The 13,480-nt window shown below is 73.0% G+C and carries 14 protein-coding genes; 3 read left to right on the plus strand and 11 right to left on the minus strand.

Features of this window, described 5'->3' with window-relative positions; translation table 11 throughout:
* Positions 1-66: 66 nt before the first annotated feature.
* Positions 67-723, minus strand: coding sequence for a tRNA (adenosine(37)-N6)-threonylcarbamoyltransferase complex dimerization subunit type 1 TsaB (gene tsaB / locus ACH4DX_RS13335; RefSeq protein WP_398155129.1), 657 nt, complete (start codon positions 721-723; stop codon positions 67-69).
* Positions 724-826: 103 nt separating this feature from the next.
* Between tsaB and ACH4DX_RS13340 the strand changes: the two genes are divergently transcribed.
* On the plus strand, positions 827-1,375 hold the full coding sequence (locus ACH4DX_RS13340; protein ID WP_398124138.1) for a hypothetical protein: 549 nt from the start codon (positions 827-829) through the stop codon (positions 1,373-1,375).
* A 114-nt stretch (positions 1,376-1,489) separates the two neighbouring features.
* On the opposite strand, the gene ACH4DX_RS13345 is transcribed toward ACH4DX_RS13340, so the two are convergent.
* The 6 genes from ACH4DX_RS13345 to ACH4DX_RS13370 form a co-directional block, all read right to left on the minus strand.
* The gene (locus tag ACH4DX_RS13345) at positions 1,490-1,678 is read right to left on the minus strand and encodes a hypothetical protein (protein ID WP_398124137.1); all 189 of its coding nucleotides are present in this window, start codon (positions 1,676-1,678) and stop codon (positions 1,490-1,492) included.
* A gap of 171 nt (positions 1,679-1,849) precedes the next feature.
* Entirely contained in the window at positions 1,850-2,362 is a 513-nt protein-coding gene (tsaE, locus tag ACH4DX_RS13350; protein ID WP_398124136.1) for a tRNA (adenosine(37)-N6)-threonylcarbamoyltransferase complex ATPase subunit type 1 TsaE, read from the minus strand.
* Between the two features lie 71 nt (positions 2,363-2,433).
* Positions 2,434-3,711 carry an alpha/beta fold hydrolase gene (locus tag ACH4DX_RS13355; RefSeq protein WP_398155130.1) on the minus strand — a complete coding sequence of 426 codons (1,278 nt, stop codon included), beginning with the start codon at positions 3,709-3,711 and terminating at the stop codon, positions 2,434-2,436.
* Positions 3,712-3,724: 13 nt separating this feature from the next.
* Positions 3,725-4,876 (minus strand): alanine racemase, encoded by a 1,152-nt coding sequence (gene alr, locus ACH4DX_RS13360; protein ID WP_398155131.1) that lies wholly within the window; start codon positions 4,874-4,876, stop codon positions 3,725-3,727.
* 492 nt (positions 4,877-5,368) lie between these two features.
* Positions 5,369-6,838, minus strand: coding sequence for an NAD(P)H-hydrate dehydratase (locus tag ACH4DX_RS13365; RefSeq protein WP_398155132.1), 1,470 nt, complete (start codon positions 6,836-6,838; stop codon positions 5,369-5,371).
* A gap of 55 nt (positions 6,839-6,893) precedes the next feature.
* Positions 6,894-7,262, minus strand: coding sequence for a holo-ACP synthase (locus ACH4DX_RS13370; RefSeq protein WP_398155133.1), 369 nt, complete (start codon positions 7,260-7,262; stop codon positions 6,894-6,896).
* A gap of 185 nt (positions 7,263-7,447) precedes the next feature.
* Between ACH4DX_RS13370 and coaA the strand changes: the two genes are divergently transcribed.
* Complete coding sequence (coaA, locus tag ACH4DX_RS13375; protein ID WP_398122101.1) at positions 7,448-8,446, plus strand: type I pantothenate kinase; 999 nt, start codon at positions 7,448-7,450, stop codon at positions 8,444-8,446.
* A gap of 38 nt (positions 8,447-8,484) precedes the next feature.
* Positions 8,485-9,435, plus strand: a complete 951-nt coding sequence (locus ACH4DX_RS13380) for a DUF389 domain-containing protein (protein ID WP_398122102.1) — start codon at positions 8,485-8,487, stop codon at positions 9,433-9,435.
* Here ACH4DX_RS13380 and glmM read toward each other — a convergent pair.
* The 4 genes from glmM to ACH4DX_RS13400 form a co-directional block, all read right to left on the minus strand.
* The gene (glmM, locus tag ACH4DX_RS13385; protein WP_398122103.1) at positions 9,432-10,799 is read right to left on the minus strand and encodes a phosphoglucosamine mutase; all 1,368 of its coding nucleotides are present in this window, start codon (positions 10,797-10,799) and stop codon (positions 9,432-9,434) included. The two genes, ACH4DX_RS13380 and glmM, sit on opposite strands and share 4 nt — an antisense overlap.
* Positions 10,800-10,988: 189 nt before the next feature.
* Complete coding sequence (gene rpsI, locus ACH4DX_RS13390) at positions 10,989-11,504, minus strand: 30S ribosomal protein S9 (RefSeq protein WP_030567300.1); 516 nt, start codon at positions 11,502-11,504, stop codon at positions 10,989-10,991.
* 42 nt (positions 11,505-11,546) lie between these two features.
* The gene (gene rplM / locus ACH4DX_RS13395) at positions 11,547-11,990 is read right to left on the minus strand and encodes a 50S ribosomal protein L13 (protein ID WP_030567298.1); all 444 of its coding nucleotides are present in this window, start codon (positions 11,988-11,990) and stop codon (positions 11,547-11,549) included.
* Between the two features lie 252 nt (positions 11,991-12,242).
* Positions 12,243-13,478, minus strand: a complete 1,236-nt coding sequence (locus ACH4DX_RS13400) for a glycosyltransferase 87 family protein (RefSeq protein WP_398155134.1) — start codon at positions 13,476-13,478, stop codon at positions 12,243-12,245.
* Positions 13,479-13,480 lie beyond the last annotated feature (2 nt).

Consider the following 13,480-nt stretch of genomic DNA (forward strand, 5'->3'; position numbering starts at 1 on the left):
GAAGCCCGGAGAGCCCAGAGGGCTCGGTGGGCTCGGGGGGTTCGGTGGGCTCCGTGGGCTCCGTGGTCACTTGGGGGTGACCACCTTGTAGTTCTTGGGGACCTGCGCGTCGGGGCGGCGCAGGTACAGCGGGCGCGGTTCGGGGAGCTCCGCGCCCGCCGCCAGCTTCTCCGCCGCGAGGGACGCGAGGGCCGCTGCCGCCACGTGCTCGGGGCCGCGCACGTCCGTGAACGCGTCCGGGTACAGGGCGGCGCCCGCGCCGACCGCGGGGAGCCCCGCGACCTCGGCGGCGATGTCCGCGGGGCGGTCCACCGCGGGGCCGCCGGTCCGGGTGCGCGCGTTCTCGTACCGCGCCCAGTAGACCTCCTTGCGGCGGGCGTCCGTCGCCACGACGAACGGGCCGTCCTCGATGCCCGAGGCGTACGCGAGGCCGTCGAGGGTGCACACCCCGTACACCGGGACGCCGAGCGCGAGGCCGAAGGTGTCGGCGGTCATCAGGCCGACGCGCAGGCCCGTGTAGGGGCCGGGGCCGATGCCCGCGACGACGGCCGTGACCGCGTCGAGTCTCAGGCCCGCGTCGGCGAGCACCCGGTCCACGGCGGGGAGCAGCAGCTCACCGTGGCGACGGGCGTCGACCTGGCTCGACGCGGCGATGACGGCCGTACCGTCGTGCAGGGCGACGGTCACGGCGGGGGTGGCGGTATCCAGAGCGAGCAAGAGCACGCAAACAGCCTACGGCTCCGGGGCCCGGCGCACGGCCGCCCCGGCGATGAGCACACCTGCTGCTACCGTCACCCCGTAGCCGTACGCACGGGAGGTGGCGCAGATGTCAAGGAGCAGCTCGGGGTTCGTGGCCGGCCTCACCGCGGCAGCCCTCGCCGTGGTCGGATTCCTCGCCTACCAGGCCTCCGCCAGCGCCCCCGACGACCTCGGTGCCCGCCCCGACAAGTCCTCCACCGAGACCTCGGACCCGGAGAAGGGCAAGACCGACCCGCTCGCGCTGCCCGGCGGCACGGGCTCGGGGAAGCGGGTCGTCTACTCCCTGGCGGGCGACCGGGTCTGGCTCGTCGCCGACTCCGACAAGGTGAAGCGCACGTACAAGGTGACGCCGAGCTCCGTGGACCCCGCGGCCGGTTCGTACACCGTGACCTCGCGCTCCGGCCAGATCGTCGGGTCCGACGGAACGCAGATCGAGCACGTCGTGCGGTTCGCGGACGTGAACGGCATAGCGATCGGGTTCAGTGCGGCGCTCAACGGCTCCACGGAGAAGCCGGACCCCGCGAAGAAGACCGGCGGCATCCGCTCGTCGCGCGCGGACGGCAACGCGATGTGGGACTTCGCGCTGATGGACGTCAAGGTCGTCGTCGTCCCCTGAGGCGCCACCCCCTGAGGGGCCACCCCGCTGAGGCGCCAGCCCCGCTGAAGCGCCGCCCGCCGGGGCGTACGCCCGCGCACGCCCGCGCTCCGAGGGCACCCGTCGGCCGACGGCTCAGGCCGCGTCGCACCGCCGTTCCTCCGCGCGGTGCCCGGCCTTCGGGTGCCGCGGGGGCGCGGCCGGGGGCGTGGAGACCGCGTTCGCGGCGGCGCACGAGGCCAGCAGATCGCTCATCGACCAGGCCGACGGCGCCGAGGGACGTGCGAGCGGCTTGGGCCGCGCATCGCGTTCTGAAGCCGGCATGGACGCCTCCTGGGGCTTCGGGGGCAGACGTGGTTAGGTAGACCTAACCACTACCTGGTATCCATGTGACCACGGACGACGCTCGCCGCGCAATATCTTGCCGACGCCTTGTCGGAAAGTTCGGGCGACCCTACAAGACCCCCTACAAGACCCCGGGAAACGCCGGAGCGCTCAGGCGGAGAGCACCGTCAGGTCGGCGGCGGCCCAGCGCGCGCCGATGCCGTGCAGCGTGACCTCGCGCACCTCGTCCGTAGTGTCGCCGACGGCCCGGTCGATGACGATGTGCAGCCGGTCGTCCGAGAGCTCCTCGACCTTGCCGTCGCCCCACTCCACGACGACCACGGACTCCGGCAGCGAGACGTCGAGGTCCAGGTCCTCCATCTCGTCGAGGCCGCCGCCCAGGCGGTACGCGTCGACGTGGACCAGCGGCGGGCCGTCGCCGAGGGAGGGGTGCACGCGGGCGATGACGAACGTCGGCGAGGTGACGGCGCCCCGCACGCCGAGGCCCGCTCCGAGGCCGCGGGTCAGCGTTGTCTTGCCGGCGCCCAGCTCACCGGTGAGCATGACCAGGTCTCCGGGACGCAGGACCTCGGCGAGGCGGCGGCCCAAGTCGCCCATCCGGTCCGGCGAGTTGACGGTGATCTTGAGGGTGGTGGCGGGGGCCGGGCTGTGCGGTGCTTCCATGGCGGCCACGTTAGCCGCTCGGGAGCCGTGCTCCGGCCGCCCCGACACGGCACCCCGCGGTGCCGGGCGGGCTACCTGGCGGCGTCGCGCACCTGCTCCTTGGCCCTGACGAGCAGGTCGGCGATGCGGTCGACGACCACCTCGGGGTGCTCCATCATCACCAGGTGCCCGGCGTCGGGTACGAGCACCAGTTCGGCGTCGGGCAGCAGGTCCGCGATGGCCTCGCTGTGCTCGCTGGGGGTGACGAGGTCCTTGTCGCCCGCCAGGACGAGTACGGGCAGCCCGGCGAAGCGCTCCAGGGCCGTCGTCTTGTCGTGCTCGGCGAAGGCCGGGTAGAACTCCGCGACGACGTCGATCGGGGTGGACTCGATGAGCCGCTCCGCGAACCGCGCGACGGCCGGGTCGATGTCCCTGGGGGAGGCGAACGAGTACCGCTTGATGATGCCCGCGAACAGATCGGCGGTGGCACGCCGCCCCTTCTCCACCAGCTCCGCCTGCGATCCGAGGGCCCTCAGGACGCCGGGCAGCACCCGCCGCACGGCGTTCATCCCCGCCACGGGCAACCCGAAGTTGACCTCGCCGAGCCGCCCGGACGACGTACCGATGAGGACGACGCCCGCGACGCGTTCGCGGACGAGGTCGGGGAACTGGTCGGCGAGGGCCATCGTGGTCATGCCGCCCATGGAGTGCCCGACGAGCACGAGCGGCCCCTCCGGCGCGGCCGCGTCGATGACGGCCTTGAGGTCCTGGCCGAGCTGGTCGATGGAGACGGGCCTGCCGTCCTCGATCTGGGCCACGCCGCGTCCGGAGCGGCCGTGGCTGCGCTGGTCCCAGTACACGCAGCGCACGACGCCCCGCAGCGCGGCACGCTGGAAGTGCCAGGAGTCCTGGCCGAGGCAGTAGCCGTGGCTGAAGACGACGGTGACGGGCGCGGGAACCTTCCGCCCGAAGAGCCGAAGCCGCCGAGCACCCCCCGAGAGACCGGGCCCGCCTACTTCCGCGTCCGCATCCGCCTGCACACGGACCCCATCCACCCGCGCAGGGACTGCATCCACCTCATCGACCTCGTACGCGAGTTCGGTGCCGTCGTCCGCGTACGCCGTGCCGGGCATGCCGCGCAGGGAGCCGTAGGGCCCCGCGGAGTCGAGGGCGAGGCGGGCCTTCTTGCGCATGCCGCGGCCGACCGTCATGCGCTCGATGGCGACACCCGCGGCGGCGCCCGCGGCGATGACGCCTATCGCGGTGCCGGCGATCCCGGCCCGCCGCCAGGAGGTGCCCGCCGCGACGGCCGCCCCGGCCACTTCGGTCACCACGTCCGCGGCGGCCGCCCCCGTGCTGCCCTCGCTCACGTGCCGCTCCTCTTCAGTCGTTCGGGCCCTTGTCCACGTGGACGCGCGGAACGCGGGAACCGATGCGCGTGACGATCTCGTACCCGATCGTGCCCGCCGCACGGGCCCAGTCCTCGGCCGTCGGCTCACCCTGGTCACCGGGCCCGAAGAGCACGGCTTCCGAACCGACCTCGGGCTCGTCGCCGCCGAGGTCGACGACGAACTGGTCCATCGCGATCCGTCCGGCGACGGTACGCAGCTTGCCCCCGACGAGCACGGGCCCGGTACCGGAGGCGTGCCGCGGGATGCCGTCGCCGTAGCCCGCGGGAACCAGGCCGAGGGTGGTGGCGCCCGGGGTGGTGTAGTGGTGCCCGTAGCTCACGCCGTGCTGCGCGGGGGCGTGCTTGACGGAGGCCAGGGCGGCGGTGAGCGTCATGACGGGCCGCAGGCCGAAGTCCTGGGGGACGCCGATCTCGGGGCTGGGCGAGATGCCGTACATGGCGATACCCGGCCGTACGAGGTCGAAGTGGGTGTCCGGCCGGGTGAGGGTGGCCGGGGAGTTGGCGATGTGCCGCACCTCGGGCCGGATCCCCCGCTCCTCCGCGTACGCCACCATGTCGCGGAAGACGTCGAGCTGGGCCTGGACGGACGGATGCCCCGGCTCGTCGGCACACGCGAAGTGCGACCAGAGCCCGGTGACCTGGACCAGGCCGTCGGCCTCGGCGCGCAGCGACTCCGCGACGAGCTCGGGCCAGTCCTTTGGCATGCAGCCGTTGCGGCCGAGGCCGGTGTCGGCCTTGAGCTGGACGCGTGCGGTGCGGGTGGCCGCGCGGGCGGCGGCGGTGACTTCGCGCAGGGCCCAGGTGCCGCTGACGGAGATGTCCAGGCCGGCCTCGACGGCTTCGCGCCAGGGGCCGCCCGGGGTCCAGAGCCAGCACATCAGGGGGGCGTCGATACCGGCCGCGCGGAGCGCGAGGGCCTCCTCCGGGGTCGCGGTGCCCACCCAGGTGGCGCCTGCCTCCAGGGCGGCGCGGGCGCACGGCAGCATGCCGTGGCCGTAGCCGTCCGCCTTCACCACGGCCATGAGGGCGGCGGTGGGGGCGTGGGCGCGCAGGGTCCGTACGTTCGCCCTGAGGGCGGCCAGGTCGATCTCGGCGCGGACGCGCGGCGGTGCAGTCTGAGTCATCGCCCCCAAGTCTCTCAGAGCCGCCCCCCGCCCCTGCATCAGCCACTGTGCAGGCCTTGCCCCTCCGCTTACACACCGGGTACCCGGCGGTTGGGGCTGTGCCCACCCTCCCCCAAGCTCTCGGCTCCGCTAGAGCAGGGAGGTACCCCCTCGCCCCTGGCGGACCAGATGCCCACAGCGAGGGGGCGGGCGGGCGGCGAAAGCCGCACGAGCCGCACAAGGCACCGAGCCGCAAGGCGCACGGATCGCAAGTGGCACGGAGCCGCAGACGCTGAACGCACGGGAGGGGTCGTGGCGGGATGACCGAGCGCAGCGTGCCAAGCAACACACTGACGGCGCGATGAAGAAGACAGTGTCCACTACGCGAGCACGGCCATCCCGCCACGACCCCGCCACCCCCACCAACGGAAAGGCGAAAACCCCGCCACCCCACAACCGGAAAGGCGAAAACCCCGCCACCCCCACCCACGGAAAGGCGAAACCGCCAAGCTCTCAGCCCCGCACATCCCGCCAGGCCAACGGCACGGCGTCAGCGACATCCTGCGCCCCCACCGGCGCCCCCTCCGCGGCAAGCCGCCCCGCCAGCCCATGCAGAAACGCCCCGACACCCCCCGCGTCCCCCGCCCCGAGCCCCGCCGCCAACAGCGACCCGGCAAGCCCCGACAGCACGTCACCGCTCCCCGCGGTGGCCAACCACGACGTCCCCGTCGGATTGACCCGCACAGCACCACCCCCCGCGGGCGGGGCAACCACCGTGGTCGACCCCTTGAGCAGCACCGTGGCCGAGTACCGAGCAGCCAACTCCCGCACGGAGTCCAGCCGAGCCCCCTCGACCTCCTCCCGGGAGACACCGAGCAACGCGGCGGCCTCCCCGGCGTGCGGAGTGAGCAGCGTGGGCGCCCCGCGCCCGCGCACGGCGGAGGCGTCCACGAGCCGCAGCCCGTCGGCGTCGATCAGGACGGGCACGTCGGCGGCCACCACGTCCCGCAGAGCCGCGGCGTCGTCACCGAGCCCCGGCCCGGCGACCCAGGCCTGCACCCGCCCGGCGGAGGCAGGCGGCCCGGCGGAGACGAGGGCTTCGGGGAAGCGGGCGATGACGGCGTCGGCGGCGGGCCCCACGTACCGAACGGCCCCGGCCCCGCCCCGCAGCGCCCCGGCGACACAGAGCACGGCGGCCCCGGGATACCGGGCGGACCCGGCGACGACGCCCACGACGCCGCGCCGGTACTTGTCGCTCTCGGGGCCGGGCACGGGCAGCAGCCGCTCGACGTCGGCGTACTGGAGGGCCTCCAGGGCGGGCTCGTGCGCGTGGAGTTCCCCGTCGAGGCCGATGTCGACGAGGCGTACGGCTCCGGCGTACGCACGCCCGGGGTCGACGAGGAGGCCGGGCTTGTACGTCCCGAACGTCACGGTCGCGTCGGCGCGGACGGCGTCCCCGCGCACCTGTCCGGTGTCGGCGTCCACACCGCTCGGCAGGTCGACGGAGACGATCGGGGCACCGGAGTCGGCGGCGGCGCGCACGAGCCGCGCGGCCGGGGCCCGCAGCCCGCCCCTGCCGCCGATGCCGACGATGCCGTCGACGACGAGCCGGGCCCCGTCCAGGGCGGCCAGGGCCCGCTCGGAGACGCCGGAGCCGTCACCGGGGGCGGCGTCGAGGACCCGCCCCCCGGCACGAAGGAGGGCGGCGAGCCCACCGCCGTGCACCCGCTCGGAAGCGAGCAGCACCGCGGTCACCCCGGCACCGCGCCGCGCGAGCCGGGCACCGGCGAACAGGGCGTCGCCCCCGTTGTCGCCGCTGCCGACGAGGAGCACGACGCGCGCCCCGTACACCCTGCCGAGCACCTGCCCGCACACCACGGCGAGCCCGGCGGCGGCCCGCTGCATCAGGGCACCGTCCGGCACGCGGGCCATCAGCGCGCGCTCGGCGGCTCGAACACTGTCCACGCGGTACGCAGTACGCATCACACAAGTTTCGCGCACCCCACCGCAGAGGGCACCCGCGCCCCGGTACGAGGGCCTAGCCCTCCGCGATGACCACGGCGGAAGCCACCCCCGCGTCATGGCTCATGGAGACGTGCCACCCCCGCACCCCCAACGCCTCCGCACGCGCGGCGACGGTCCCCCGCACCCGAAGCCGCGGTTGCCCGCTCTCCTCGACGTACACCTCCGCGTCGACCCACCGCAGCCCAGCGGGCGCCCCGAGCGCCTTGGCGAGCGCCTCCTTGGCGGCGAAGCGCGCGGCGAGGGAGGCGATTCCGCGCCGCTCCCCGTCGGGGAGGTACAACTCGGCCTCGACGAAGATCCGTTGCCGCATGTTGGGCCGCCGCGCGATCGATTCGGCGAACCGCTCGATCTCGGCCACGTCGATGCCGACCCCGATAATCACAAGCAACTCCAACCAACAAAAGAAAAGGTCGACCACCAGGGTGCACCCCCACGAACCGCAGGGTGCACCCCCACCGGACCGCAAGGGTGCACCCCCACCGGACCGCGAGGGTGACGCACCCCACCGGACCGCAAGGGTGACGCACCCCACCCGCACCCGAGTTCAAACAGCCGTAACAATGGACTGTGATCTCTTCGGCCCCCTCGCCGCCGCGGGGCGCCCACCGGCACCGCCCGGAGGCGACCCCCTACGTCGACCTCACCCGCTCCGAGTGGAGCGCGCTGCGCGACAAGACGCCGCTCCCCCTCACCGCCGCCGAGGTGGAGAAGGTGCGCGGTCTGGGCGACGTCATCGACCTCGACGAGGTCCGTGACATCTACCTGCCGCTCTCGCGCCTGCTGAACCTGTACGTGGGCGCCACCGACGGCCTGCGCGGCGCCCTGAACACCTTCCTCGGCAACACCGGCGAACGGGCGGCCCAGACGGGCACGCCCTTCGTGATAGGCGTCGCGGGCTCGGTGGCGGTCGGCAAGTCCACGGTCGCCCGCCTGCTCCAGGCCCTGCTGTCCCGCTGGCCGGAGCACCCGCGGGTGGAGCGGGTCACCACCGACGGCTTCCTGCTGCCCACCAAGGAACTCCAGGCCCGCGGCCTGATGTCGCGCAAGGGCTTCCCGGAGTCGTACGACAGGCGCGCCCTGACCCGCTTCGTCGCCGACATCAAGGCCGGCAAGGACGAGGTGACGGCCCCCGTCTACTCGCACCTGATCTACGACATCGTGCCCGGCGAGCGCCTCACCGTCCGCCGCCCGGACATCCTGATCGTCGAGGGCCTGAACGTCCTTCAGCCCGCGCTGCCGGGCAAGGACGGCCGCACCCGCGTGGGCCTCGCCGACTACTTCGACTTCAGTGTGTACGTGGACGCGCGCGCCGAGGACATCGAGAGCTGGTACCTGAACCGCTTCCGCAAGCTGCGGGCCACGGCGTTCCAGGACCCGTCCTCCTACTTCCGCAAGTACACCCAGGTCTCCGAGGAGGAGGCCCTCGCCTACGCGCGCACGACCTGGCGGACGATCAACAAGGTCAACCTCCTGGAGAATGTGGCTCCCACCCGCGGCCGCGCCACCCTCGTCGTGCGCAAGGGCCCCGACCACAAGGTGCAGCGGCTGAGCCTGCGCAAACTCTGACCGGCGGCGGCCGGCCGGACCGGCGTTAGGGTGCGCTCATGCTGCATCTGCGCCTGATCACCCCGGCGGGAAGCACCGCCGACGTGGTGCGCCTGATCGAGAGCACGCCGGGCACCGCGCATCTGGCCGTGGTGCCCGGTGCGGCACGCAACCCCGTCGGGGACGTCGTGATGTGCGACGTCGCCCGGGAGGCGGGCGACGAGCTGATCGACGGACTGCGCGCGCTCAGGATCGACGAGCACGGCTCCATCGCCCTGGAGAACATCGACCTGTCGCTGTCGAAGCGGGCCGACAAGGCGGAGGACGACGCGCCGGGCGAGGGCGCGGACGCGGTCCTGTGGGAGCACCTGGCGGAGGAGACGCACGAGGAGTCCACGCTCTCTGTCACCTACGTCGCCTTCATCACGCTCGCCACGATGATCGCCGCGTGCGGTGTCGTCCTGGACAACGCGATCCTGATCGTCGGCGCGATGGCGGTGGGCCCGGAGTTCGGTCCGCTCGCGGGTTTCTGCACGGCCGTGGTGCAGCGCGCGCCGCGGCTCGCGCTGCGCTCGCTGACCGCCCTCGTCGTGGGCTTCGCGGTGGCGATGGCGGTGACGGTCGGCTTCAGCCTCCTGATGGACGCGGTGGACCTCTTCCACCGGGCCCAGCTCAAGGGCGAGCGCCCCAACACCAACTTCATCTACCGGCCCGACTGGTTCTCCTTCGTCGTGGCCGTCCTCGCGGGCGCCGCCGGCACCCTCTCGCTGACCTCGGCGAAGTCGGGCGCCCTGGTGGGCGTCGCGATCTCCGTGACGACGGTCCCCGCGGCGGCGAACGCCGCGGTCGCCTTCGCCTACAGCGAGTACCGGCAGGCCTGGGGCTCCACCGAGCAGCTGCTCCTGAACCTGCTCGGCATCGTCCTCGCCGGTACGTTCACGCTGCTCACCCAGAAGCTGCTCTGGGCGTGGCAGCGCGACCGTACGGCGAGAAGACGCGCGGCTCCCTAGCCGAGGGCGGACTTCACGACGTCGGCGAGGCGCCCGGCGACCGAGCGGGCCTGCTCGATGTCGGCGGCCTCCACCATGACGCGCACCAGCGGCTCGGTGCCCGAGGACCTGAGCAGCACCCGGCCGGTGCCCCCGAGCTCGCGCTCGGCCTCGGTGACGGCCGCGGACAGCTCGGGCGAGGTGTTCACCCGGGACTTGTCGACGTCGGGGACGTTGACGAGGACCTGCGGCAGGCGCTCCATGACGGCGGCCAGCTCGGCGAGCGGCTTGCCGGTCTGGGCGACGCGGGCCGCGAGCAGCAGACCGGTCAGGGTGCCGTCGCCGGTGGTGGCGTGGTCCAGGATGATGACGTGGCCGGACTGCTCGCCGCCGAGAGCGTAGCCGTGCTCCTTCATCGACTCCAGGACGTACCGGTCGCCGACGGCCGTCTGGACGAGGGACAGGCCCTCGCGCTCCATGGCCAGCTTGAAGCCGAGGTTCGACATGACGGTCGCGACGACGGTGTCCTGGCGCAGGGCACCGCGCTCGCGCAGGGCGAGGGCGAGGACGGCGAGGATCTGGTCGCCGTCGACCTCGGCGCCGGTGTGGTCCACGGCGAGGCAGCGGTCGGCGTCGCCGTCGTGGGCGATGCCGAGGTCGGCGCCGTGCTCGACGACGGCGGCCTTCAGGAGGCCGAGGTGGGTGGAGCCGCAGCCGTCGTTGATGTTGAGGCCGTCCGGCTTGGCGCCGATCGTGATGATCTCGGCACCGGCCCGCGCGAACGCCTCCGGCGAGACACGCGAGGCCGCGCCGTGGGCCTCGTCGAGGACGACCTTGATGCCGTCGAGGCGGCCCGGCAGGACGCCGATGAGGTGGGCCACGTACTGGTCGAAGCCCTCGTCGTACGTCGTGACACGGCCGACACCGGCACCCGTGGGGCGCTGCCAGGGGGCGGCGGTGCGGTGCACGAACTGGCTGTCGTACTCGGCCTCGATGCGGTCCTCGAGGTCGTCGGCGAGCTTGTGGCCGCCGCGGGCGAAGAACTTGATGCCGTTGTCGGGCATCGCGTTGTGGCTCGCGGAGAGCATCACGCCGAGGTCGGCGCCGAGGGCGCCGGTGAGGTGGGCCACCGCGGGGGTGGGCAGCACGCCGACGCGCAGGACGTCCACGCCGGCGCTGGCGAGGCCCGCGACCACGGCGGCCTCCAGGAACTCCCCGGACGCCCGCGGGTCACGCCCGACCACCGCCGTCGGACGGTGGCCCTCGAAGGTGCCCGCTTCGGCTAGCACGTGCGCCGCGGCGACCGAGAGCCCGAGCGCGAGCTCGGCCGTCAGGTCGGCGTTGGCGACACCGCGCACACCGTCCGTGCCGAAGAGTCGTCCCACTGGTGTCCTCCGAACATTGAGTGTCGGCTGGTCCTGCGGACGCGGTGACGTCTGCGCCTTCACCGCGCGGCCCTCGGCCGCTCAGCCTGTCGAACTTCTACCCCGGATCACGGGGTGCTGATAAACGAACGCCCCGACAGCACACAGGGTGCCGCCGGGGCGTTCGGGAAGTGCTGCAGGCAGCGAAGACTAGCGCTTGCTGTACTGCGGGGCCTTGCGGGCCTTCTTGAGACCGGCCTTCTTGCGCTCGACCGCGCGGTCGTCGCGCTTGAGGAAGCCGGCCTTCTTGAGGGCGCCGCGGTTGTTGTCCACGTCGGCCTCGTTCAGGGCGCGGGCCACACCGAGGCGCAGGGCGCCGGCCTGGCCGGACACGCCGCCACCCGCGATGCGGGCGATGACGTCGTAGCGGTCGTCGAGCTCGAGCACCTTGAAGGGCTCGTTGACTTCCTGCTGGTGGACCTTGTTCGGGAAGTAGTCCTCGAGCGTGCGCCCGTTGATCTTCCACTTGCCGGAGCCCGGGACGATCCGGACGCGGGCGATGGCGTTCTTGCGACGGCCGAGGCCGGCGGCCGGCTGCGGGTCGCCGAAGCGCGCGGCGTTGGACTCCGAGGTGTACTCGCCCTCGACGGGCGCGTCCGACTCGGTGGTGTAGTGCTCGATGTCGACGGTCTCGTCGACAGGCTGCTCAGGGGTGGTCTCGGCCACGATGCTCCTCAGATTCTCTTCAGGCTTAGGGGGTGGCCGGACTTACTGCGCGACCTGGGTGATCTCGAACGGCTGCGGCTGCTGCGCGCCGTGCGGGTGCTGGTCACCCTTGTAGACCTTCAGCTTCGAGAGCATCTGACGGCCCAGCGTGTTCTTCGGGAGCATGCCCTTGACGGCCTTCTCGACGGCCTTCTCGGGGTTCTTGTCGAGAAGCTCGTCGTAGCGGACCGAGCGGAGGCCGCCCGGGTAGCCGGAGTGGCGGTACGCCATCTTCTGGGTCCGCTTGTTGCCGGACAGGTGCACCTTGTCGGCGTTGATGATGATGACGAAGTCACCGGTGTCAACGTGGGGCGCGTAGATCGGCTTGTGCTTGCCGCGCAGCAGGCTGGCTGCGGTGGTCGCCAGGCGTCCCAGGACGACGTCCTGGGCGTCGATGACGTGCCACTGGCGGGTCACATCGCCGGGCTTGGGGCTGTACGTACGCACGGTTCGTAGCCTTCGCTTCTTCAGAGGTGGGGTTTCCCTCGGTCCGGCTCGAACCTCGGGAAGGGTCCTGACAAGGCCACCTCGGACGATGGACGACAGCCTTGGCGGACCTCGGTGACGCAACCGAGTCCTGCCGCTGGTCATCGGCCCGGTGGGCCGGTGTAAGGGCCCCTCACGTGAGAATGAGAAAGCCAATACACATAACGAACAGGCAGAATACCCGCCGTGCCCCGTACGGGTCAAAACGATGCACTACCCAGCCGCGATGTCGACGGCGGAGCGCTCCCCGGGCCGGCGCGACGGCACAGCCGGAGGCACCTCCACCGCCCCCCGGCGGGAGGCACACCGCCAGAACACCACCCCCGCCAGCACGCACAGGGTGACCGCGTCCTTGAAGGCCCGCTGCGGCAACAGCTCCACCCCCACCCACACGAACCCCGGCACCTGCGGCACCAGCGCCACCCAGAACCAGGGCACCCGCACCGGCGCCCCCCGCCCGAGCCCCCCGGCGAGCAGCAACGGCAGCACGACCAGCAGATAGTGGTCGTACGAGGGCCGCGACACCAGGAACGCGGCCAGCATCAGCGCCACCGACGTCTCCACGACCCGCCCCGCGGCAGGCCCCCCGGCCCGCCACCGCAGCCACGCACAGCAGACCCCGGCGCCACCACCCACCACGGACACCAGCGTGGCCACCCCTTGCGGCACCCCGACGCGCGGCAGCACGGCCGCGGGCGACGCCTCGTACAGCCGCACGAACCGGTCGTCGCCCCGCAGCAGGAACGGCAGCGTCCGCGTGAAGAAGGCCCCGGGGTCGGGCAGCACGAGCGCCGCGAGCACCGAGACCACCACGGGCACGGCCACCGCCACGAGCAGCGCCCCCCACCGCCGGCCGAGGACGAAGAGCAGCAGCACCGGCACGAGCAGCGGCTTCACCGCGATCGCGGCCCCGACGACCGCCCCGGCGACCCCCCACCGCCCCCGGCAGACGCACAGCAGCGCGAGCGGCAGCGCGAGGGCCGAGGCCACGGTCCAGTTCCCCAGCTCCACCAGGTGCACGAAGGGCGCGAACCCGAGGACGAGCCCGAGCAGGCCGAACACCGCGAAGCGGCTGCGCGCGGCGACGCCGTGGATCCGCAGCGCACAGGCCCAGCCCGCGGCGAGCGCCGCCACCACCCCCACCGGCACCAGCACCCGCGCCGCGTCCGGGAACACCGCCTGCGGCACCGCGGCGAGCACGGCCCCCGGCAGATAGAGGAAGTGCCGGTCGGCGTACGGGCATCGCCCGTCCAGCCAGGCCTCCGCCGCCCGCACCACGATCGCGTTGTCCATGCCGCCGTCCGGCACCCGGTACGCGATCCGCAGGGCCGCCGCACCGAGGACGACGCCGAGGACGGCCCACGCGTGCCATCCGGCGGGCCGCAGCAGCCACCCGGTGGGACCGGAGCCGGAAGGAGAGAGGTTTTTACCGGTTTCACCCGAATCCATGC

Source organism: Streptomyces sp. NPDC017940 (assembly GCF_044328435.1).
Lineage (GTDB): Bacteria > Actinomycetota > Actinomycetes > Streptomycetales > Streptomycetaceae > Streptomyces.